This window comes from Mesorhizobium sp. BE184 (assembly GCF_031457045.1).
Classification (GTDB): Bacteria; Pseudomonadota; Alphaproteobacteria; order Rhizobiales; family Rhizobiaceae; genus Mesorhizobium.
The window spans coordinates 25448-47043 of record NZ_JAVDVU010000002.1 but is presented as its reverse complement, the minus strand read 5'-3'; the positions used below and the strand labels follow the sequence as shown (position 1 = coordinate 47043).

Annotated in this window: 23 protein-coding genes and 3 pseudogenes; 17 read left to right on the top strand and 9 right to left on the bottom strand. The window is 63.6% G+C overall.

What is annotated here, in order from left to right; translation table 11 throughout:
* Positions 1-204: 204 nt before the first annotated feature.
* Genes J2X35_RS08425 through J2X35_RS08415 form a run of 3 tightly spaced genes read left to right on the top strand, consistent with a single transcriptional unit; the run spans position 205 to position 4387 of the window.
* Positions 205-1944 (top strand): DUF3363 domain-containing protein, encoded by a 1740-nt coding sequence (locus J2X35_RS08425; protein WP_310183854.1) that lies wholly within the window; start codon positions 205-207, stop codon positions 1942-1944.
* Positions 1945-1967: 23 nt separating this feature from the next.
* Positions 1968-3950 carry a conjugal transfer protein TraG gene (locus J2X35_RS08420; RefSeq protein ID WP_310183851.1) on the top strand — a complete coding sequence of 661 codons (1983 nt, stop codon included), beginning with the start codon at positions 1968-1970 and terminating at the stop codon, positions 3948-3950.
* 5 nt (positions 3951-3955) lie between these two features.
* Positions 3956-4387 carry a CopG family transcriptional regulator gene (locus tag J2X35_RS08415; protein ID WP_310183849.1) on the top strand — a complete coding sequence of 144 codons (432 nt, stop codon included), beginning with the start codon at positions 3956-3958 and terminating at the stop codon, positions 4385-4387.
* A 206-nt stretch (positions 4388-4593) separates the two neighbouring features.
* On the opposite strand, the gene J2X35_RS08410 is transcribed toward J2X35_RS08415, so the two are convergent.
* Positions 4594-5454 carry a LysR family transcriptional regulator gene (locus J2X35_RS08410; RefSeq protein WP_310183847.1) on the bottom strand — a complete coding sequence of 287 codons (861 nt, stop codon included), beginning with the start codon at positions 5452-5454 and terminating at the stop codon, positions 4594-4596.
* A gap of 230 nt (positions 5455-5684) precedes the next feature.
* Between J2X35_RS08410 and J2X35_RS08405 the strand changes: the two genes are divergently transcribed.
* The 11 genes from J2X35_RS08405 to J2X35_RS08355 all read left to right on the top strand — a co-directional run bounded on the left by J2X35_RS08405 (position 5685) and on the right by J2X35_RS08355 (position 16098).
* Positions 5685-6329 carry a putative quinol monooxygenase gene (locus tag J2X35_RS08405; RefSeq protein ID WP_198650766.1) on the top strand — a complete coding sequence of 215 codons (645 nt, stop codon included), beginning with the start codon at positions 5685-5687 and terminating at the stop codon, positions 6327-6329.
* Positions 6330-6826: 497 nt separating this feature from the next.
* Complete coding sequence (gene trbB, locus J2X35_RS08400; RefSeq protein ID WP_310183844.1) at positions 6827-7831, top strand: P-type conjugative transfer ATPase TrbB; 1005 nt, start codon at positions 6827-6829, stop codon at positions 7829-7831.
* Positions 7828-8160, top strand: coding sequence for a TrbC/VirB2 family protein (locus J2X35_RS08395; RefSeq protein ID WP_310183841.1), 333 nt, complete (start codon positions 7828-7830; stop codon positions 8158-8160). Before trbB ends, J2X35_RS08395 begins: the two co-directional genes overlap by 4 nt.
* A complete protein-coding gene (locus tag J2X35_RS08390; RefSeq protein ID WP_310183839.1) occupies positions 8160-8441 on the top strand; it encodes a VirB3 family type IV secretion system protein in 282 nt (93 codons plus the stop codon). Before J2X35_RS08395 ends, J2X35_RS08390 begins: the two co-directional genes overlap by 1 nt.
* 9 nt (positions 8442-8450) lie before the next feature.
* Positions 8451-10943: a conjugal transfer protein TrbE gene (gene trbE / locus J2X35_RS08385; protein WP_310183836.1), complete on the top strand. Its 2493-nt coding sequence runs from the start codon at positions 8451-8453 to the stop codon at positions 10941-10943.
* Positions 10940-11722: a P-type conjugative transfer protein TrbJ gene (gene trbJ / locus J2X35_RS08380; RefSeq protein WP_310183833.1), complete on the top strand. Its 783-nt coding sequence runs from the start codon at positions 10940-10942 to the stop codon at positions 11720-11722. Before trbE ends, trbJ begins: the two co-directional genes overlap by 4 nt.
* A 20-nt stretch (positions 11723-11742) precedes the next feature.
* Entirely contained in the window at positions 11743-12027 is a 285-nt protein-coding gene (gene trbK-alt / locus J2X35_RS08375) for a putative entry exclusion protein TrbK-alt (protein ID WP_310183830.1), read from the top strand.
* Positions 12028-12033: 6 nt separating this feature from the next.
* The gene (gene trbL / locus J2X35_RS08370; protein ID WP_310183827.1) at positions 12034-13398 is read left to right on the top strand and encodes a P-type conjugative transfer protein TrbL; all 1365 of its coding nucleotides are present in this window, start codon (positions 12034-12036) and stop codon (positions 13396-13398) included.
* Positions 13395-14084, top strand: coding sequence for a conjugal transfer protein TrbF (trbF, locus tag J2X35_RS08365; RefSeq protein WP_310183824.1), 690 nt, complete (start codon positions 13395-13397; stop codon positions 14082-14084). The genes trbL and trbF overlap by 4 nt, the downstream gene beginning before the upstream one ends.
* Complete coding sequence (gene trbG, locus J2X35_RS08360; RefSeq protein WP_310183821.1) at positions 14081-15097, top strand: P-type conjugative transfer protein TrbG; 1017 nt, start codon at positions 14081-14083, stop codon at positions 15095-15097. The genes trbF and trbG overlap by 4 nt, the downstream gene beginning before the upstream one ends.
* Positions 15094-16098, top strand: coding sequence for a TrbI/VirB10 family protein (locus J2X35_RS08355; protein ID WP_310183819.1), 1005 nt, complete (start codon positions 15094-15096; stop codon positions 16096-16098). Before trbG ends, J2X35_RS08355 begins: the two co-directional genes overlap by 4 nt.
* A 140-nt stretch (positions 16099-16238) precedes the next feature.
* Here the strand turns inward: J2X35_RS08355 and J2X35_RS08350 are convergent, their stop codons facing one another.
* From J2X35_RS08350 to J2X35_RS08335, 4 genes and pseudogenes are all read right to left on the bottom strand, one after another.
* Positions 16239-16628: a HEPN domain-containing protein gene (locus J2X35_RS08350; protein ID WP_310183818.1), complete on the bottom strand. Its 390-nt coding sequence runs from the start codon at positions 16626-16628 to the stop codon at positions 16239-16241.
* Between the two features lie 161 nt (positions 16629-16789).
* A pseudogene (locus tag J2X35_RS08345) lies at positions 16790-16957 on the bottom strand (ATP-binding protein); the annotation flags it as partial.
* Positions 16954-17166 (bottom strand): annotated as a pseudogene (locus J2X35_RS08340) (IS21 family transposase); the annotation flags it as partial. The pseudogenes J2X35_RS08345 and J2X35_RS08340, both read right to left, overlap by 4 nt.
* Positions 17167-17329: 163 nt before the next feature.
* Positions 17330-17545: pseudogene (locus tag J2X35_RS08335) on the bottom strand (recombinase family protein); the annotation flags it as partial.
* Between the two features lie 283 nt (positions 17546-17828).
* On the opposite strand from J2X35_RS08335, the gene J2X35_RS08330 reads away from it, so the two are divergent.
* Both J2X35_RS08330 and J2X35_RS08325 read left to right on the top strand, forming a co-directional pair.
* Entirely contained in the window at positions 17829-18938 is a 1110-nt protein-coding gene (locus J2X35_RS08330; RefSeq protein ID WP_310183815.1) for an RHE_PE00001 family protein, read from the top strand.
* Between the two features lie 51 nt (positions 18939-18989).
* Positions 18990-19190 (top strand): hypothetical protein, encoded by a 201-nt coding sequence (locus J2X35_RS08325; RefSeq protein WP_310183813.1) that lies wholly within the window; start codon positions 18990-18992, stop codon positions 19188-19190.
* Here J2X35_RS08325 and J2X35_RS08320 read toward each other — a convergent pair whose 3' ends face one another.
* The 3 genes from J2X35_RS08320 to J2X35_RS08310 are packed head-to-tail and all read right to left on the bottom strand — an operon-like array spanning position 19191 to position 20065.
* Positions 19191-19508, bottom strand: a complete 318-nt coding sequence (locus J2X35_RS08320) for a hypothetical protein (RefSeq protein WP_310183811.1) — start codon at positions 19506-19508, stop codon at positions 19191-19193. It lies immediately after the preceding gene.
* A 48-nt stretch (positions 19509-19556) separates the two neighbouring features.
* Positions 19557-19835 (bottom strand): hypothetical protein, encoded by a 279-nt coding sequence (locus J2X35_RS08315; protein WP_310183809.1) that lies wholly within the window; start codon positions 19833-19835, stop codon positions 19557-19559.
* Positions 19832-20065 carry a hypothetical protein gene (locus tag J2X35_RS08310; protein ID WP_310183808.1) on the bottom strand — a complete coding sequence of 78 codons (234 nt, stop codon included), beginning with the start codon at positions 20063-20065 and terminating at the stop codon, positions 19832-19834. Before J2X35_RS08310 ends, J2X35_RS08315 begins: the two co-directional genes overlap by 4 nt.
* Positions 20066-20349: 284 nt before the next feature.
* Here J2X35_RS08310 and J2X35_RS08305 point away from each other — a divergent pair, with 284 nt between their 5' ends.
* The gene (locus J2X35_RS08305; RefSeq protein WP_310183805.1) at positions 20350-20478 is read left to right on the top strand and encodes a hypothetical protein; all 129 of its coding nucleotides are present in this window, start codon (positions 20350-20352) and stop codon (positions 20476-20478) included.
* Positions 20479-20722: 244 nt separating this feature from the next.
* On the opposite strand, the gene bhcR is transcribed toward J2X35_RS08305, so the two are convergent.
* Positions 20723-21532, bottom strand: coding sequence for an HTH-type transcriptional regulator BhcR (gene bhcR / locus J2X35_RS08300; protein ID WP_405023200.1), 810 nt, complete (start codon positions 21530-21532; stop codon positions 20723-20725).
* Between the last annotated feature and the right edge of the window lie 64 nt (positions 21533-21596).

Sequence of the window (21596 nt, the reverse complement as noted above, 5' to 3'; positions counted from 1 at the left end):
TGCCATGGCGTACTGGCTGGCAGGGGAGGACCGCAACAACCGACCGATGGCAGGATAAAAGGCCGCACATTGTCGGCCAGACGGTCGGTTGTTTTTGCTTGGGCTTTTCTGCGATTCCGCACCTTGTGGCGCAAGCGCGCAATGTGTGTGCAAGGCGGGATCGCCCGTTTTCGCGCGGGTTTTCACACATTGCGGGACCGCCTCATGCCCGATGAGCACGAGTTCCGTATTCGTCCAGGGCGTATCCGTTCGACCCGCGCCCAACAGGCGCGGCCCTTCATTGCCCAGGCGCTGGCGGCGGCGAAAAAGGCCGGCGGCGGCGTTTCACGCTCAGGCCGGATTGTCTCGGGTAACCGCTCGCGGTTCGGGCATGGCCAACGCGCCAGCATTCAGGCCAATCGCTTCATTACCGCCCGCTCGCGCGGCGCCGTGATCAAGGCGCGCGTCGTCCGTCACACCGCCCGCAAGGCGCCGCTTGGCACGCATCTCGATTATCTGCGCCGCGATGGCGTCACCCGGGACGGGGAGAAGGCGCGGTTGTTCGGGCCGGACGTCGACGCGGCGGATGGCGGCGCCTTTGCCGAACGGTGTGGCGGGGACAGGCATCATTTCCGCTTCATCGTCTCGCCCGACGACGCCCTCGACATGGCGGACCTCAAATCCTTTACCCGCGATCTGGCCGGGCAGATGGAAAAGGATCTCGGCACCCGGCTCGACTGGGTGGCGGTTGATCACTGGAATACCGAGCATCCCCATATCCATCTGATCGTGCGCGGCGTGCGCGACGACGGCCAGGATCTCGTCATCGCGCGCGACTACATCAAGGAAGGGATGCGCGACCGGGCGCGCGATCTCATCACCCAGGAGCTCGGGCCGCGAACCGAACACGACATTCGCCGAACGCTCGAGCGCCAGATGGCTGCCGAACGCTGGACCGGTCTTGACCGCCAGCTTGTGCGCGACGGACGCGGCACCGGGATCATCGATGTCGCTCTGCGGGCTGGCGAACCGCCCGATGAGTATCGGGCGCTAAAGCTCGGGCGGTTGCGCAAGCTCGAAACCCTCGGCCTGGCCGAGCAGATCGGCCCCGGCCAATGGGCGATCGACGACAAGGCGCCAACGGTGCTGCGTGAGCTCGGCGAGCGCGGCGACATCATCAAGCGCATGCACCGTGCGCTGACCGAGCGCGGCATAGAGCGCGGTGCGGCGAATTATGTGCTTGCCGGCGAAAGCCTGGAGGCGCCTGTCATCGGCAGGCTGATCGCGCGCGGGCTTGATGACGAACTCAAAGGCACTGCCTATGCCGTGGTTGATGGTGTCGATGGGCGAACCCATCACATCAAGCTTCCCGATCTCGATGCGGCCGGTGACAGCGCACCCGGTTCCATCGTCGAACTGCGCGGCTTCGACGACGCCAGAGGACAGCGGCGAGTGGCAATCGCCGTGCGCTCGGATCTCGATCTGCACAGCCAGGTTTCGGCTCCGGGCGCGACCTGGCTCGACCGGCAGGCCTTGGCGCGCGATCCGGCTGCGCTGTCCCCAGGTGGTTTCGGGGCCGAGGTCCGTCAGGCCATGGAGGAACGCGCCGAGCATCTGGTGGGGGAAGGACTGGCCACGCGCCAGCATCGCCGGATCATCTTCAGCCGCAACCTGATCGAGACGCTGCGCCGGCGCGAACTCGAGGCTCTCGGCAGCAGGCTGTCGCGAGAAACCGGCCTTGCCTTCAACCGCGCCGCCGAGGGTGACTATGTCGCCGGCACCTACCGCCAGCGTCTCACGCTCGCGTCGGGCCGCTTCGCCATGATCGATGACGGGCTCGGCTTTCAACTCGTCCCCTGGTCGCCCTCGCTCGAAAAGCATCTCGGCCGCCATGTCTCGGGTCTCGCCCGCGGCAATGGCGGGGTGGACTGGAGTTTTGGACGAAAGCGCGGGCTTGGCCTCTGAGCGCCGCATCGAAAGGACCTGCCATGTCAGCCACGAAAATCCTCTGGGGCCAGATCCTCACGGTCTTCCTGATCATCCTGGTGACGACCTGGGCGGCCACGCAATACGTCGCCTGGGAGCTCGGGTTTCAGGCCCAGCTCGGAACCCCTTGGTTTCGCCTTGCGGGCTGGCCCGTCTACTATCCGCCGGCAATCTTCTGGTGGTGGTATTTCTACGAGGCCTATGCCCCGGAAGTCTTTGCCAAAGGCGGCCTGATCGCCGCTTCGGGCGGATTCATCGCCATCGCCGTCGCGATTGGTATGTCGGTCTGGCGCGCCCGCGAAGCCAGGAATGCCGAAACCTACGGATCTGCCCGCTGGGCGAAGCCGCAAGAGGTCAGGGCAGCGGGCCTGCTCGATCCCGACGGCGTGGTGCTCGGCCGTTTCGAGACCAGCTATCTTCGCCATGATGGGCCCGAGCATGTGCTGTGCTTTGCGCCCACGCGATCGGGCAAGGGCGTAGGCCTCGTCGTGCCTTCGCTTCTGACCTGGCCAGGCTCAGCCATCGTCCACGACATCAAGGGCGAAAACTGGCAGCTCACCGCCGGCTTCCGCGCCCGGCATGGCCGCGTCCTGCTGTTCGATCCCACCAATCCGAAATCGTCCGCCTACAATCCGCTGCTCGAGGTCCGCCGCGGGGAATGGGAGGTGCGCGATGTCCAGAATATCGCCGACATCCTGGTCGATCCCGAAGGCAGTCTCGAAAAGCGCAATCATTGGGAAAAGACCAGCCATGCGCTTCTGGTCGGCGCAATCCTGCACGTCCTCTATGCCGAAAAGGATAAGACCCTCGCCGGGGTTGCCGCCTTCCTTTCCGATCCCAGACGTCCGATCGAGGCAACGCTCGCCGCCATGATGAAAACCGCGCATCTGGGCGAGGCCGGCCCGCACCCGGTCATCGCCAGCGCGGCGCGCGAATTGCTGAACAAATCCGACAATGAGCGTTCGGGCGTGCTTTCGACCGCCATGTCCTTTCTCGGGCTTTACCGCGATCCCGTCATTGCCGAAGTCACCCGCCGCTGTGATTGGCGCATTGCCGATATGGTGGAGGCGAAGGCCCCGACGACCCTCTACCTTGTCGTGCCGCCCTCCGACATCAATCGCACCAAGCCGCTGATCCGTCTGATCCTCAATCAGGTCGGGCGCCGGCTGACCGAGGACCTTCAGGCCAATGGCGGCCGCCACCGGCTGCTCCTGATGCTCGACGAGTTTCCCGCGCTGGGGCGGTTGGATTTCTTCGAAAGCGCGCTGGCCTTCATGGCCGGTTACGGGCTCAAGAGCTTTTTGATCGCGCAATCGCTCAACCAGATTGAGAAGGCCTATGGTCCCAACAACTCAATCCTCGACAATTGTCATGTGCGGGTCAGCTTCGCCACCAATGACGAGCGCACCGCCAAACGCGTGTCCGATGCGCTTGGCACGGCAACCGAGATGAAGGCTATGAAAAACTATGCCGGGCACCGGCTGTCGCCCTGGCTCGGACATCTGATGGTCTCGCGATCCGAAACCGCCCGCCAATTGCTGACGCCGGGCGAGATTATGCAGCTGCCGCCGACGGACGAGATCGTCATGGTTGCTGGAACCCCGCCGATCAGGGCGAAGAAGGCGCGCTATTACGAGGACAGGCGCTTCACCGAACGCGTGCTGCCGCCCCCGGATCTGGTGGCATCTGCCACGAAGCAGTCCGACGATTGGAGTGCTTTGCCTCTGCCGGAAAGCTCAGGTGCCGCGGCCGAACCGGTGATGGCTGACGAGGATGAGGACCCCACCCAGTCCGAGCGCCGGCAGCAGCCAGAGCTGAGCGGTGTCAGCCCGATCGAGAAAAGGGCGCCGATCGAAAACGAGTTCGAACCCTTGTCCTATGACGGCAGCGACGATGCCGCCGCCCGCAACCAGCGACTGACCCGCGTGATGCGCGGCGTCGCGCGGCAGGTCTCGATGGATCCCGGCGACGGCATGGAGCTGTGAGCATCATGGTTCGTCGCAAGAAGAAGGCGCAAATCTCGGTCTATCTCGATACCGAAATCATGACGATGCTGGCGGATTACGCTGCCCGCCGGGACCAGTCCCAGTCGATGATCGCGGAAGCCGCTATCGCGTCGTTCCTCTCGCCCGATGCTGACGAGAGACGAGAAGCGGCTATCGCCAAGCGGATCGACCAGGTCGACCGTCGCCTGATGCGCCTGGAGCGCGATCTCGGTATCAGCGTCGAGACCATGGCGGTGTTCATCCGCTTCTGGCTTTCCTCGACACCCGCGCTGCCCGAACCCGCTGCCCAAGCGGCGCGGGCGAAAGCGGCCGAACGGTACGATGCTTTCGTAACCGCGCTTGGGCGCCGCCTCGCGCAAGGGCCAAAACTACGGCAGGAAATCAGCGAGGACATAGATCCAGCGGAAAATAGCTGAGAGCTCTGCTGCCGGCTACAAGCATAGGTCGTTCTGTCACCGGCTCGCTCTCATCAGGGGAAACAATTCCGAACTGGCGCGCAATCGATTCGACAGCTTCCGACCCCATTCCGGCCATTCGCGATTGGCTTCCGGAACGACCGCTTCGAGCCCAAAGTACCAGTTACTGCACTATGCGCGAATGTCGGCCATCAATGATACTACGCCTACACACGCGCAATCTCACGGATCAGATCATTTGTCTCTGGTCTCGTCGTTTGGTGCCGATAACGAAGAGCAGAAACAGTTCGCGAAATTTCAAGGCCGTCGATGAGTATCGAAACGAGGCCCCTGTCTGCTGGAATTGCCGTGGTTGGCAAAATCACCGCGCCTAATCCCTGCCGCGCGAGTTCGACTAACCAATCCACGCGATTTGACCGATAGGCCGCGTAGAGTTCGTGACCTTGGTCTGCACATGCCCGATGCAACGCATCGCGCATTTCGCAATTGGGTCGATCGAGCATGTCAGTTTCAGCGAGTGTCGAAAGAGAAATAGCGTCTCGTTCAGACAACGGGTGCGACTTGGACACCACAACCTTGTAGGACTCGTCATAGAGCTGGTCTATTCGATAGAGGTCTTCACTGACCGTCGCCGCTGTGACAACGACGTCAAATTCACCCTCTCGCAATCCGGCCAGAAGCTTGGAGGCAGACGCCACGATCAACTCTATTTCGGCTTGCGGCAATCGTGTACGGAAGCGTTCCACGGCGGCTGAAATCCGGTTGTGACCAATCGTTTCGCCAACACCGACAGAAATAGGAACCCGCTCTAGTCGCGTGTGGCGGACGGCTTCTGCCTTAGCTGCCTGCGTTTCGTCATGCGCTTTCTGTAGCCTTGGCTGCATGAGTTTTCCGAGTGCCGTCAACCTGCATCCCGCGCGGTCCCTGACAAACAGATCACCCCCGAGCTCGTGTTCAAGTTTCTTGATCGCGGTCGTCAAGGACGGTTGGGAAACATTTGAGGCGCTAGCGGCATGGGTGAAGTTGCGATGCTGGCAGACAGCCAAAAAATACCTGATCTGGTTCATCTCCACTGCCACAGTCTCCGTCACTTTCCGCCATGAGGTTCACCATAGCACATGTCTATCAAAGAATAGAAGTTCGGGATTGGTGCCTGAGGCATTCGGCATGGGAAAAGGATGCATCGAAACCAAACACAACGACCTCTCAATCAGGAGGCGACCATGAAAGCCCAATTCTCAAGACACTCGCCGCTTTGGCCTTGATCACGACATCTGCAGCCGCACAGGAAACCCCAATGGAAAATCACACTGCCAGCTACATCGCCATGCCCGCCGCTGAAGGCCAGACCGAAGCATTCGCCGAATTTCTGGCCGGAGCCGCCCCGATTGTCGCGGACACCGAACCAGGCACCGTGCTTTGGTTTGCCTTACAAGCCGACGATACGCTCGCGATCTTTGATATCTTCGTGGATGAAGAAGCGCGCAATGCGCATTTCTCCGGCGCTGTGGCCGCGGCTTTGAACCAAAATGCCGACGCGCTGGTCGCCGGGGGCTGGGACGATGGTGTTGTCGCGAATATCAACAATTCCGATGTCCTGTCGGTGAGGGAACCGGTTGATCTCTACTCGGCCACGACAGCCACGTATATCACGCTCGAAGCAGCACCCGGCAGAGGGCCGGAATTGGCAGCCTTGCTGACCGCAGCTGGTCCCATCGTCGGAGAAACCGAACCCGGCACATTGTTCTGGGCGGCGCTGCAGATTGACGAAACATCCTTCGCAATCTTCGACATCTTCACCAACAATGCTGGCCGTGAAGCACACTTTGCCGGTCAAGTCGCCGGGCTGCTGAACGAACGGGCAGCGGAGTTGGTCGCTGGCGGGTGGGACGACGGTGTGGTCGCTAACGTCCACAACTTCGACATCCTCGCCATCAAGTAACGCGATGTGACAGGAACAAGAGGCGCCCGGTGCAACGCATCAGGCGCTTTGCCGAACGAATTTAGATTCACCGTGAAGCGGTCGTTCGAGTAACTGCGGCGAATTAGCGCTTTGTCCACATAGCTGCATTCAGGGGCTGGTCGCGGGAACGGCAGGTTCCCACCCCATCTAGGCCGCTAGAAAATCGAATTGGTAATCTCCACGCCGCCGGCAACGTCCAGTTGCGCTGCAATGCTGCTGGCTGCGTGAAGCATGCCACAATTGACTGCGCGCGAAAGTTTAAGCTGCATCGGACCGGGCGACCCCTCGGCCAAGCTCCACGCACCTCAAACCGTTGTCGCTACAGAATTCGGCCCACCGCACCCTACGCGTTTCCCTGTATTTGCACGCTAGGCTACGACGCCGCCAAGCAGGTGTTGAATCGGCCCTGCTTCGGGTTCTTTTAATCGTCCCCGTCGGGACAGGATCGTCTTGTCTCCGGCCAGATCGGGGACACAATGGCGGCCTCCCACCACAATAGCGAAGGACACGCGCGCAGCTCGCGCATGCTGCGCACCGCGCTCGGGGGCGCCATCACCCGGCTTCTCGATGACCCCGGCGTGGTCGAAGTCATGCTGAATCCCGACGGCCGCATCTGGGTCGATCGTCTTTCCGAGGGTCTTGCCGATACCACAGAGCGCCTCGCACCCGCCGATGGCGAGCGTATCATCCGCCTTGTCGCCCATCATGTCAGCGCCGAAGTTCATGCCGGCGCACCGCGCGTTTCGGCTGAGCTGCCCGATAGCGGGGAGCGCTTTGAAGGTCTGCTGCCGCCGGTCGTGACCGCGCCAGCCTTCGCCATTCGCAAGCCCGCCGTCGCGGTTTTCACGCTCCATGACTACGTCGCCGCCGGGATCATGACAGCGCGCCAGGCCGAAGCGCTACGCGTTGGGGTTGCCGAGCGGGCCAATATCCTCGTCGCAGGCGGCACCTCGACCGGCAAAACGACGCTGACCAATGCGCTGCTCGCCGAAATGGCCACGACATCGGATCGCGTAGTGATCATCGAGGATACACGCGAGCTGCAATGTGCGGCGCCCAATCTCGTCGCCATGCGCACCAAGGACGGTGTCGCGTCGCTGTCCGATCTGGTGCGCTCGTCGCTGCGCCTGCGGCCCGACCGGATCCCCATCGGCGAGGTGCGCGGCGCCGAAGCGCTCGAACTGCTCAAGGCCTGGGGCACGGGCCATCCCGGCGGCGTCGGCACCATCCATGCCGGAAGCGCCATCGGCGCGCTGCGGCGCATGGAGCAATTGATCCAGGAGGCGGTGATTACCGTTCCGCGCGCGCTGATCGCCGAAACCATCGACCTTGTCGCCGTCCTGTCTGGCCGCGGCTCCGCGCGCCGCCTCGCGGAGCTCGCGCGCATCGAGGGTCTCGGCCCGGACGGGGACTATCGCGTCGTGCCGGCTTGTGAGCCTTCCGCTGCCCATCCCGAAATCCTTGAGGAACCCCAAGCATGACCCATGCCTTGCGCACCCTTCGTCGCCATTTGTCGCTCGCCGGCGCCATCATCGCGCTCAGCGTGATGATGGCGCCCGCGGCCCATGCCTCCGGGTCATCGATGCCCTGGGAAGCGCCGCTTCAGAGCATTCTGGAATCGATCGAAGGTCCGGTCGCCAAGATCATCGCGGTGATCATCATCATCGTCACCGGCCTCACCCTGGCCTTCGGCGATACGGCGGGCGGCTTTCGGCGGCTGATCCAGATCGTCTTCGGCCTGTCGATCGCCTTTGCCGCCAGCTCCTTCTTCCTCAGCTTCTTCTCATTCGGCGGCGGGGCGCTGATCTGATGGCGGTGGGTCTCGAACAGCTTGGCGAGGTGCCGGGCTTCATGGTCCCGGTCCATCGCGCCCTGACCGAACAGATCCTGCTCGGCGGTGCGCCGCGTTCGATCGCCATCATGAACGGCACGCTTGCCGGAGCGGTCGGCCTCGGCCTGCGTCTCTGGCTGGTCGGTCTCGCTATCTGGGCGATCGGACACTTCGCTGCGGTCTGGGCCGCCAAGCGTGATCCGCTCTTCGTGGAAGTCGGCAGGCGCCATTTGCGCATCCCACCCTTTCTGGGCGTGTGAGGGCAGCGCATGATGAACCTCGCCGAGTATCGCAGCCACAACGCCAGACTGGCCGACTATCTGCCCTGGGCGGCATTGGCCGCCCCGGGCGTGGTGCTGAACAAGGACGGCTCGTTTCAGCGCAGCGCAAAGTTCCGCGGTCCCGATCTGGATTCGGCCGTAGCGGCCGAACTGGTCGCGGTCGCCGGTCGCATCAACAATGCATTCCGCCGGCTCGGTTCCGGCTGGAGCATATTCGTCGAAGCGCAGCGCTTCGAAGCCGCGACCTATCCTGAAAGTTTGTTTCCCGATGCCGCGTCTGGCTTGGTCGACGCCGAACGCAAGGCTGGATTCGAGGAAGCCGGGGCGCACTTCGTCTCTAGCTACTTTTTGACATTTCTCTGGTTGCCGCCGGCGGAAGACGCTGCCCGCGCTGAAACCTGGCTCTACGAAGGCCGTGAGCAGTCGGGCGTGAACCCCTACGAATTGCTGCGCGGCTTCGTCGATCGCACCGACCGGATATTGGCGCTGCTCGACGGGTTCATGCCCGAGTGCCGCTGGCTCGATGACGCCGAGACGCTGACATTCCTTCACTCGACCATTTCGACGCGCCGCCATCGCGTACGCGTGCCCGAGACGCCGATCTATCTCGATGCGCTCCTGGCCGATCAGCCCCTCGCGGGCGGACTGGAGCCTCGCCTGGGTGACCAGCATCTGCGAGTCCTCACCATCATTGGATTTCCGAGCGCGACGACACCGGGCCTGCTCGATGAAATGAACCGGCTGGCGTTTCCCTATCGCTGGAGCACCCGCGCCATCCTCCTCGACAAGCTTGAGGCGACGCGGCTGCTGACGAGGATCCGCCGCCAGTGGTTTGCCAAACGCAAATCCATCGCCGCGATCCTCAAGGAGGTCATGACCAACGAGGCATCTGCTCTGGTGGATACCGATGCGGCCAACAAGGCCGCCGATGCCGACCTGGCCTTGCAGGAACTCGGCGCCGACACCGCCGGCATGGCCTATGTCACGGCCAGTGTCGCGGTCTGGGATGCCGATCCGCGCATCGCCGACGAAAAGCTGCGACTGGTTGAGAAGGTCATTCAGGGCCGCGACTTCAACACCATGACCGAGACCGTCAATGCGGTCGACGCCTGGCTCGGCAGCTTGCCCGGACATGCATACGCCAATGTGCGGCAGCCACCGATATCGACGCTCAATCTCGCCCACATGATCCCGCTGTCGACCGTGTGGGCGGGGCCGGAACGGAACGAACATCTCGCAGCGCCCCCCTTGCTTTACGGCAAGACCGAGGGATCAACGCCATTCCGGCTTTCCCTGCATATCGGCGATGTGGGCCATACCCTGGTCGTCGGCCCGACCGGTGCGGGCAAGTCCGTGTTGCTGGCGCTGATGGCGCTGCAGTTCCGTCGCTACGCGCGCAGTCAGATTTTCACCTTCGACTTCGGCGGTTCGATCCGCGCCGCCGCGCTCGCCATGGGCGGCGATTGGCATGATCTCGGCGGCGGGCTGACCGAGGGGTCGGATGCATCGGTCTCGCTGCAACCGCTCGCCCGCGTCGACGAGTCGCACGAACGCTCCTGGGCCGCCGACTGGATCGGCGCGATCCTTCTGCGTGAAGGCGTCGCCGTCACGCCCGAGGTGAAGGAGCATATCTGGACGGCACTGACCTCGCTCGCCTCGGCGCCTGTCGAGGAACGCACCATCACCGGGCTCGCCGTGCTGCTGCAATCCAGCGATCTCAAACAGGCGCTGCGGCCGTACTGCGTGGGCGGTCCCTATGGCCGATTGCTCGATGCTGAAACCGAACATCTCGGTTCCGCCGATGTCCAGGCGTTCGAGATCGAGGGTCTGGTCGGGACGGGCGCAGCGCCGGCCGTCTTGTCATATCTCTTCCACCGCATTGGCGACCGGCTCGACGGCCGCCCGACACTGCTCATCATCGATGAGGGTTGGCTGGCGCTGGACGATGATGGGTTTGCCGGCCAGCTGCGCGAATGGCTGAAGACGCTGAGGAAGAAGAACGCCTCGGTCATCTTCGCCACGCAGTCGCTATCGGACATTGACGGCAGCGCGATCGCGCCGGCCATCATCGAAAGCTGCCCGACGCGTTTGCTCTTGCCCAATGAGCGCGCCATTGAGCCGCAGATTACCGCGATCTATCGCCGCTTTGGATTGAACGACCGGCAGATCGAGATCCTGGCGCGGGCTACCCCCAAGCGGGATTACTATTGCCAGTCGCGGCGCGGCAATCGGCTGTTTGAGCTGGGGCTGAGCGAGGTCGGGCTCGCGCTCTGCGCCGCATCCTCCAAATCCGATCAGAGCGCCATCGCGGGCATCCATGCCGAGCATGGAAGCGATACCTTTCTTGAGGCGTGGCTGCGTCATCGCGGCGTCGATTGGGCCGCTGAGCTCATCCCCGACCTTACCAATCTCGCCCGCCAGCCGGAATTGACCGAGCCCGCCGCGCTCGCCGGCGTGCCAGAAAAGGAGACCCACCCATGATCCGTATCCCCATTGCCCGTTTCGCCAGGACGTCGGCCGTGGCGTTTGCGCTCGCCGTGCCGGTGGCGCTTGCACCCATGGCATCGAGCCCGGCCCATGCCCAGTTCGGGTTCGGGCGCATCGTCTATGACCCGACGAATTATGCGCAGAACGTGCTGACCGCCGCGCGTACGCTGGAGCAGATCAACAATCAGATCACCTCCCTTCAGAACGAAGCGCAGATGCTCATCAATCAGGCCCGCAACCTCGCCAGCCTGCCATATTCCGCGCTTCAGCAGCTTCAACAAAACGTGCAGCGCACGCAGCAACTCCTCGGGCAGGCGCAGAACATCGCGTTCGAGGTCGGACAGATCGACCAGGCGTTCGAGCAGCAATATGGCCAGGTCTCGCTCTCGGCCACCGATCAGCAGCTGATCACCGGTGCGCGCACGCGCTGGGAAAACACCGTGGGCGGTTTGCAGGATGCGATGCGCGTTCAGGCCGGCGTTGTCGGCAATATCGACACGAACCGCGCCGAAATGGCCACCCTGGTTGGCCAGAGCCAGAATGCCAGCGGAGCGCTACAGGCAACGCAGGCCGGCAATCAGCTTCTCGCGCTGCAGTCGCAGCAGCTTTCCGACCTGGTCGCGCTGTTATCGGCCAATGGCCGGTCCGAAGCGCTGATCGAGGCCGAGCGCGCCACCGCCGCCGAGCAGGGGCGTGTTCAGCGCGAGCGCTTCCTCACGCCAGGTTCGGGGTATCAGCCCGGCAATGCGCAAATGTTCGGCAGCGGCAATTAAGACGCTGGGGAGGGGTGGCCATGGACAGCAAAATGCTGGTCCGGCTTGGCGCGGTCATATTCGTCGCCATCGCGATTACCGCCACGGTGATTGAGCTGATCCGGCAGGAGGATACCGCGCGCGTCAGGTCCGTGCCGCAGCTTCAGCCCTCGGCGGACCCTTTGCAGGCGATGCTCCGCCGCTGCCAGGGACTTGGCGAAGCCGCCACCCGTGATGCCGATTGCCTCTCGGCCTGGGCGGAATCTCGCGACCGCTTTTTGGGCAACACGCCTGCGCCCGCCGCGCCGCAACCGGGCGAGAGATAGCGACCCATGGGCGGAACCGGCGTCATCGACAATTTCCTAGGGGTCTTCACCAGCTACATCGATTCCGGTTTCGGTCTGCTTGGCGGCGAGGTCGCTTTCATCGCCACCACCCTGATCGTCATCGATGTGACGCTGGCAGCGCTGTTCTGGAGCTGGGGTGCCGATGACGACATCATCGCGCGCCTCGTCAAGAAAACGCTGTTCGTTGGCGTCTTCGCCTATCTCATCGGCAACTGGAACAATCTGGCCAAGATCATTTTCGAGAGCTTTGCCGGGCTCGGGCTGCAAGCCTCGGGAACCGGCTTTGCCGCCGCCGATCTCATGCGGCCTGGTCGGGTGGCGCAGACCGGTCTCGATGCCGGGCGCCCGCTGCTCGAATCCATCTCTGGCTTGATGGGTTACTGGTCCTTCTTCGAGAATTTCATCCAGATCGCCTGCCTGTTTTTCGCCTGGGCGCTGGTGCTGCTCGCCTTCTTCATCCTCGCCGTCCAGCTCTTCGTCACGCTGATCGAGTTCAAGCTGACGACCCTTGCCGGCTTCGTCCTCATCCCCTTCGGACTTTTCGGCAAGACGGCCTTCATGGCTGAGCGTGTGCTCGGCAATGTGGTTTCCTCGGGCATCAAGGTGCTGGTGCTCGCCGTCATCATCGGCATTGGCTCGACCCTATTCGGCCAGTTCACCGCAGGCTTTGGCGGCACCATGCCGACCATTGACGATGCCATGGCGATCGTCCTGGCGGCGCTGTCGCTGCTTGGCCTCGGCATTTTCGGGCCCGGCATCGCGTCCGGGCTCGTTTCGGGTGGGCCGCAGCTGGGCGCAGGATCGGCCGTCGGCACCGGCCTTGCCGCCGGCGGCATGATGGTCGCTGGAGGCGCTGCAACAGGCATGGCGGCGAAAGGCGGCCTAGCTGCGCTTTCCGGTGGAGCCGCCGCTGTCCGGGGCGGTGCGGCCGCCGCGGGCGCTGCCACATCCGCCTATAGCCTTGGCTCGTTCGGTCAGACTGGCGCGGCCGGTGTGGCTTCCGGTGTCGGCGGTGTCGCTCGAGCAGCGGGTTCGGCCGCCATATCGCCGTTGAAAAACGCCGTCTCCAAGGCTTCGCAAAGCGTGAAGTCCAGCTTTTCCGATGGTGCGCGTGCCGGTCTCGGTCTGACCGGAGGTTCATCCTCCACGGGCGGCGCCGGTGGTGCGAGCATCGCTCCAGGAGCGACAGGATCGTCCTCGCCGGCCGGTGACCCGCCCGCCTGGGCGCGGCAGATGCAGCGGCGGCAGGCGCTCAGCCACGGCACCACCATGACCGCCCATGCCGTCCGCTCCGGCGACAGCCATGGCGGCGGCTCTTCCGTCTCCGTCTCCGAAAGTGACCGATCATGAGCTTGTTTAAACGCCCCGCCGCCCATTACGGCAAATCCCCCGAGCCTGAGACACCCTATCAGAAGGCCGCTCAGGTCTGGGACGAGCGCATCGGCTCGGCCCGCGTCCAGGCGCGCAACTGGCGCTATATGGCGTTCGGCTCTCTGATCCTGACCGCTGGCTTCGCTGCGGCTCTTGTCTGGCAATCGGCGCGCGGGTCCGTGGTGCCCTGGGTCGTGCAGGTCGACAATCTCGGCCAGGCGCAAGCGGTCGCGCCGGCCACGGCCGACTACCGGCCGACCGACCCGCAAATCGCCTGGCATCTCGGCCGCTTCATCGAGCAGGTGCGCTCGATTCCGGCCGATCCGATCATCGTGCGGCAGAACTGGCTGCGCGCGTATGAATGGACGACCGATCGCGGGGCAGCGGCCTTGAACGATTATGCCCGCGCCAACGACCCGTTCACCCGTGTCGGGCGCCAGCAGATCGCCGTCGAGGTGTCCTCGGTCATTCGCGCTTCGCCGGATTCCTTCCGCGTCGCCTGGATCGAGCGGCATTACGAAAACGGCCAACTCTCCACCACCGAGCGCTGGACCGCGATCCTCACCATCGTGATCCAGACACCGCGCGATGCCGAACGCCTGCGCGCCAATCCGCTTGGCATCTATGTCAACGCCATCAGCTGGTCGCGGGAGATGAGCCAATGATCTCCGCCATCCGTACATCCGCAAATCCGGCTTTCCGTAAACCCGCATTGGTAGTTGTGATGCTCGGCGCCACCCTGCTCGCGGGCTGCGCCACAAATCGAACGCCGCAGTTTAGCTACGACGCTGACGTGCCGCCGCTACCGGCAGTCCAGACAACCGTCACCGATGATCGGCCGCGACCGCTGCACACGCCTCCTGGCTGGACCGTCGCGCGCGGCGGAGAACCTGCGAGCACTGCGGCGGGGCGAGTTGAAAACGCTAACGCTGCCGCGCGCGTCGAGCCGCGCCGCGCGGGCTATTACAATGCCATTCAGATCTACCCATGGTCGCAGGGCGCGCTCTACCAGGTCTATGCCGCACCGGGGCAGATCACTGATATCGCGCTTGAACCGGGGGAAAGCCTGACCGGCGCGGGGCCGATCGCGGCCGGTGACACAGCCCGCTGGATTATCGGCGATACGACGAGCGGGTCGGGCAATGCCGCGCAGGTGCATATTCTGGTCAAGCCGACGCGGCCGGAAATTTCGACCAATCTTGTCATCACCACCGACCGGCGCACTTATATGATCGAACTGCGGGCTCTCGAGGCGCTCTATATGCCGGCGGTTGCCTGGGCCTATCCGGCGCCACCACCCGGGCAGCGGCAAACTGCGCCTGCCGCGCCGATCATCCCCAAGGAAGCCGCGCGTAACTACCGCTACGGTCTGACCGGCGACAGCCCGCCATGGCGTCCTATCTCGGTCTTCGATGATGGCCGCCGCGTCTATGTCGTTTTCCCGCGCGGCATCGTGCAGGGCGAGATGCCGCCGATCTTCGTTCTTGGCGCCGATGGCGAGCCGCAGATCGTCAACAGCCGCGTCCACCACAATATCCTGATCGTCGATCACCTGTTTGGTGCGGCCGAGCTTCGCCTTGGCAGCGGCGATCACCAGCAGACGGTCCGCATTGTCCGCACTGAGCGGAGACAAGCTGCGGCATCGTCTCCTCCTGCGACCGGAGGTGCCTCGTCATGACGGAAACCACTACCCCCAAGGATGCTGGCGCAGCACCGATGCGGCTGCGCGCGGAACCGCCCCGGGTCACCCGCCTGTCCCGCAAGATGCTCGCCGCTATCGGCGGTATCGCACTTCTCGGCATTGGCGGTGCGCTCATCTACGCGCTGCAGACGCGCGATGCCGAGCCTGGAGGCGAAGAGCTTTATTCTGTCGAAAACCGTCCGACGGCAGACGGGCTATCCGGACTGCCGCGCGACTATACCGGCCCGGTTCTTGGACCGCCCTTGCCGGGCGATCTCGGCGGTCCGATCCTCGATGCCCAGAACCGGGGGCAGCCGGTCGCGCCGCCCGCAATCACTGCGCCGGCCGTCGATCCCGAGGAGCAGCGCCGTTTGGCCGAGGAAGAAGCCGCTCGCACCAGTCGTGTGTTCTTTCAGACCGCTCCTGCAACTGGAGCCACACCGAGTGCGGCTGCATCCAGCCTTGCCGGCCTCAATCTTGGGGGCCTGCCTGCCACACAGGACAGACATGCTGCTTTCCTGAATGGTCCCGTCGATCGGCAAACAGTCGCCCTCGATCGCGTCACGGCACCCGCATCGCCCTACATCCTTCAGGCGGGCGCGGTGATCCCGGCAGCGATGATCACCGGCATTCGTTCCGATCTGCCGGGACAGGTCACCGCCCAGGTGACCCAGAACGTCTATGACAGCCCAACCGGCAGCCTGCTTCTGATCCCCCAGGGCACCCGCATCATCGGCGAGTACGATGACGGCGTGACTTTCGGTCAGCGGCGCGTGCTGCTGGTGTGGAACAGGCTGATCTTCCCCAATGGCCATTCCATCGTGCTGGAGCGCCAGCCTGGCGCGGACGCTTCGGGCTATGCCGGACTTGAAGACGGCGTCGACTATCATTGGTGGGATTTGATGAAGGCCGCCGGGCTTTCGACATTGCTCGGCATTGGAACCGAACTCGCGACCAGCGACGAGGACCGGCTGATCCGCTTCACCGACCAACCCTGAACATGAAAGGCGCGGCGCACCTTGGCTATCGTATCCACTGACTTCATCCCCTGCCCACCCGTTCAAAAGCAGAACGAATGGACCAATCCGAATTAAAATTGGGGGGTCAAATTTGGATGCCGGTTACCCCAAAAACGGGGTCAAAATTGCACGCCGAAACACATGGCCTGCGCGAAGGCGCGCGAGGAGGCTTTGAAACGCTCTTCCCAATCCTCGAAGCCGACAATCCCGTTATGGTGCTGCCAGAACGGATTGAAGACGTAGCGGTTCTCCATCAGCAGCCGCACCGGTCCGGAAAAGCGCTGCCAGATCGCCCCATAGATGCGGCGCTGCTCGTCGAGCGCGATCAACTTGCCGAAGAAATCGGCGAAGGCGGCGCGTTCGCCCGGCTGGATGGTCTGGAATTCGCCCTCGTCGGCATAAGCGGCGTTGAACGCGATCCATAGGAAGATGAATTTGGCGTCGTCGTCGGTCCCGCAGGTCTCGGCGCGGCCGATCCAGCTGATAGCGCGGTGGACACGCAGGCCCATCGTTTGCGGAAAGCCCTCACGGATCGCGTGTCAACGGCGGAGCAAAAGTCGGCCACTGGGCGGCGCAAAACTAGGCCACTTAAGGCCGCCAGCGGGGAACGCCGGGATGGCGTAGCCCGACCAGAGTTTTCCGCTGGCGGGTCGGCGTTTTGTGAGGGGTTTCAGCCTGCCGTCCGGGCGCGGCTTTGAGCGAGACGGTAGCTTTCGCCATTCATCTCCAGGATATTAACGTGATGGGTAATGCGGTCGAGCAGAGCGCCGGTCAGACGCTCGGACCCGAATGTTTCCGTCCATTCGTCAAAGGGAAGATTGCTGGTGATCATGGTCGCTCGAACACCCGCTTGGCCGTGTGGCGCTGCTTGCGCGGCACGTGTCGGTCCTCGTCGAGCCAATGATCGATCGTCGAAACAAACGCATCCAGCTTTGGCCGGCGCACAGCTGACCTGCGCCGATAACCGGGCGGTGTAGAATAGGACAGCATCTTGCTGACCGTGTCGCGCGATATGTTGAAATGCTTCGCAGCCTGACGTCGGCTCATCCCTTCCGAGACCGCCAGTCGCACCTTCAGATAAAGTTCCACGGTGTAGATCCCCAAACCCTCCTGCGATCATTGCAGAAGGAAAATAGGTGGCCGGATTTTACTCCGCCCGCGGCCGGACTATCCCGCCGCTACCGTGGTCGAATTTTGCACCGCCGCTCTCAGTGTCGCCGGCGCCGATCTCGCGCACGAGCCTGGAGAGGGCAGGGCGTGCGCGCGAAGCGCCGGAGCCGTGCTCCTGGACAATTCTGTCGCAGCCGGCCGACCGCAGCTCCATTTCCTGCGCTTCGGTCGTCTGCTCGTCCGTTGAGACGCGTGCGTAGCCGATTTGTCGGCCCTCTGGTCGACGGGAGGCGCGATTTTGCGTGTCGGCGGCCATTTGCTGCGCCTCAGAGTGCGTTTCGGTGCGGTTTTCCAAACGCAGAGGATAAGGATAACCGATCGTTTGTAAACGTCTCTAGAGCGCCTTTTCTTCGCCTCTATGGCGCCGAAGACGGCGGAAAACAATGCTTTTCGGGCTTCTGAGGCCTCTAGTGCGCAGTCCTGTACAGTCCCGATGCGGGGGCATTATCGATAGTGAAAGCGCCCGCCAGAGAAATCCTCTGTCGGTCCACCAAAGGAGAAGATGGCTTGACCAAGGCGAATCAGATAGCGTTATTTCAATGGCTTACGCACTCGACAATTTACCCCTGGACATCCTCATCGGACCGATTTCCCGCGCCACGGAGGCGCTCACCCGTCTCGACGAGCGCCTGGCGCGCTCTCCCGTCCGCGACGGCTGGGTCGAACGCTCCCATTTTGCCGACGCGGCTGCCGCGCTGTGGCTCGAAGGCGAGCTCGTCCATCTGGAGGACCTCGTGCTGCACGATGCGCACATGAACATCCGCGCCCCGACACACGCGCTCACCCGGGCGCATGGCGTACTGCGGGCGCGGCGCCAGATTTTTGCCCAAGAACGCGACTGGGCGCTCGGCCGCCACGGGCTGCGCCAGCTTGTCGGGCGCGGCGGTGTGCCGGCGACGAAAGGCGGCCGGGCAGGGGAGGGGACCTTTGTCCCTGAGGGGGAGACCGGGGAACCGGCCGAGTCGGATCCGCTCGCCAACGCGTTCGCGGCGATCGACGCAGTGCTCGAGCGCGCCAGCAGGGTGCTCGACGGCGCCGCGGTAGCCCCCACCGAGAAACCGGCGCCGCCAGACCGGCAGACGCTGGTCTACGATCCCGACTGGGACGAGGACGCCCGCCTGGACGAATGGCGGGCCGTGCTTGCTGACACGCGAGACCTTCCGGTGGTCCTGCGCGCGGCAATCGGGCTCGAGGCCTGGACCGAGATCGACGTGCTGCAGCATGGCGGCTGGCTCGGGCCGCTTCTGGTGGCGGCGCTGCTGCGGCAGGAAGGGCTTGCCGCAGGCCATCTCGCCAGCCTGCACCTCGGCGCCAAATACATTCCGCGGGAGAGAAGGCGGGCGCGCCATCGCAGCGACCGGCTGCTCGCCGCGCTCGACGCCATTCACGAGGCGGCACTCGCCGGGCTAAAGGTGCACGACCGTCTCATCCTGGCGCGGGAGCGGATGGAGCGGCGCCTCAGGTCGCGCCGCGCCAGCTCCAAACTGCCCGATCTGGTGGACCTGGTGCTTGCCCGGCCGCTGGTATCCACCGGCATCATCCAGGCCCGGCTAAAGGTATCGAAGCAGGGGGCGCTCAACCTGATCGGCGAACTCAGCCTGCGCGAGATGACGGGGAGGGGACGCTACCGGGCCTGGGGGATCCTTTGATCGGCCGGTCTGCGACGGAATGGGTTTTGCCGATGCCGAGCGGCTCAAGCCTTGCATGCGATCCTCCGCAACGGGACGGACGCTCAACTGAAGGGCCGGCACGAGATCCGCGCGACGCGCGAGGGCGATGGCTCGACGGGCTTTGAGCAGCCCGGCGTCAATGGCCCGGTCATCGACCGCAACATATTCCGCGCCGGTCAGGCGGTCGCAGGCATCGAGCCTGCGGTGGGAGCGGAACAAACGTGGGGATGATCAGCCTGTCAGACGAAGCTGACCGCCCGCGAGCCGGCCATCGACCACAGCCGCGCGGACCTGCAGCACGCGGTGAGCACCTTGTGGTGATAACCGCATCTGCCGGCGGTTGTTCATTCGCGTATTCACAAGGCTATTCACGGTCGACTCGGCGCGTGATATCGAGATAGGCAGGCCGGCTCGATAACGGCGTCCGTAGTTAATCAAGGCGCTGGTGTTCAGCCCCAAGTAGGTCTCGAGCTCCCGGACGAGCCGCGCAAAACGCGCAAAACGAGCTCGTCCTTGCCGCCCGTTCAGGACCACGGCGTTGGCGGCCATCTGCATGATGCCAGGCAGGGTGCGGCGAGCCTCTTCGGCATAACCGTTTCAGATCAGGTGTCGCAGGCGATCGACGTTGAAGGCAGCATAATCCAGCGGACCCTTGTGCTCCAGGCCCGATCCGAGCAGGCCTGCCAACGCCTGCTCGACATGACGCACACGCATGGAAATGTGGAACCAATCCAGAATGTGCGTTACGGACCAACGTATTGCTGTACGCACCGCTCCACCGAGCGAGGGATCACCATCGCTGAGTACGATCACCTTGCGGTCGGGGAGCCAACCTTGAGCTCGGAGAGCGTTGCGGATTGTGTCTGGCCCGCTCATGGAGACGTTCGGCGCGACTGCAAAGTGCCGTGCCGGTCGTTCTTCGCATCGACACGGCCGGTGGTCACTTCGAAATGGCGGGTCTGAAATCCTGGGACGGCGCGGATGTGGGCTCCGTCAAGGGAAACAATCAGCGGTCCACCCTTGGACAGGTTCATGCGATGCGGGCTGGCATTGTCGCGCGCCTCAACTTGATCGGCGATCCCGGCGAGACGGCGGCGCACCGTCATGTGATTGGCGCCGACGCCACTTGAAGGAACAAGTCAGTGACACGGGCGGCCTCGCGAAACGACAATCTGGCACCGAGTTCAGTCTGGATGCCGACGAGTTCGGGCGTGGCACGCCCTTTCAGAAGCATCGACACACGTCTGGATCGCCCGCCAGATCCCGAAGAATCGGCCTCGGGTCGACGGCAAGGGCAAGTACGGAGCCGCGGTTGGCGGACAGGCACCATGCCGAACAGGGTTTGGATGACCCGCTGCCGGCGATCGTGAAGAGGACGCGTCAAATCACAATGACAGCATCTTCGATCCAGGGCGGCGCTCTGATCGATCTGGCCGTCGATCATCCGAAGCTGAAGCTGCTGCAGCAGATCTTTCGCCTCCGCAAGTCGAAGACCAAGGTCGTCCGGAACGGGTGCTGACAGGTCGCGGCGGATTGCACCGATTTCGCAGCGCTCGCGACTCCCATCGGGTCGCCTCGTCTCAATATAGATTGCCCACTCCGTCACTGCCATTGCGCGCTCATCCCGGTTCTGTCGCCAAAGCGCTCATGATCGGATGCAATCGTTACCCCCAAGTTTGTTCCGCTCCCATCACAGTGTATGAAGCTCACGAGCCAATGACATGGTCTCTCTCCCGGCGACGCGAGAGGGTTGGAGGTGAGGCTCAGTCTGCACCCAGACGCCTGGAGATTTCGCGCGCGGCATCGGTGACAAGAACTCCTATCTCGCGGAGCCGCACGTCCGGCATCCTGGCAGTCGGACCGGAGACGGAGATTCCGGCCACGGCTTCGGAGTACCTGTTCAGGATGCAGGCGGCGACGCAGCGCATGCCTATGGTCCTCTCCTCGTCGTCGACTGCGTAGCCTCGCTGGCGAGTGGCCTGCAGTTCCTCGCGCAGCCTGCCGGCGGATGCAATCGTCTTGTCGGTGAAACGCGTGAAAGTCGCCCCTTTGATGAACCCTTCCAGCCCTTCCTCGTCGAAGGCGCTGAGCAAGGCCTTGCCGATGCCCGAGGCGTGCAGGGGCGATATGGCACCGGGCGGAAAATAGGCGCGGATCATCTCGTGCGACTCCACCTGGCTGACGAACAGTACATGCCCTTCGCGCTCGATACCGAGGTTGGACGTCTCGCCCGTCTTCGACATCAGGTCGCGCATTACCGACCGGCTGCGTTCGACGATATTGGTGCGGCGCAGGAAAGCTGAACCGCGCTTGAAAGCTTCCGGCCCCACGAACCACTGGCCTTCCGGGCTGGCCTCGGCGTAGCGGCGCTGCTCGAGCGTCGTCAGGACACGGTACATCGTGGCCGCCGACTGGCCGAGATGCACCGAAAGCTCGGTCAGCGTGACGCCCTCATGGGAAGCAAGTGCTTCCAGCACATCGAGGCCCCGATTCAAAGCCTGGATGCCCGTAGAGGAGGAGGGCGGATTAACACTCTTAGGTCGCCCACGCCGCATGGACGCTTTTGGTGCCATAGCTCATCCCCCATTTTACGATTCTCACAAAGAACATCAATTAAAAAATTGTAACATATTGATT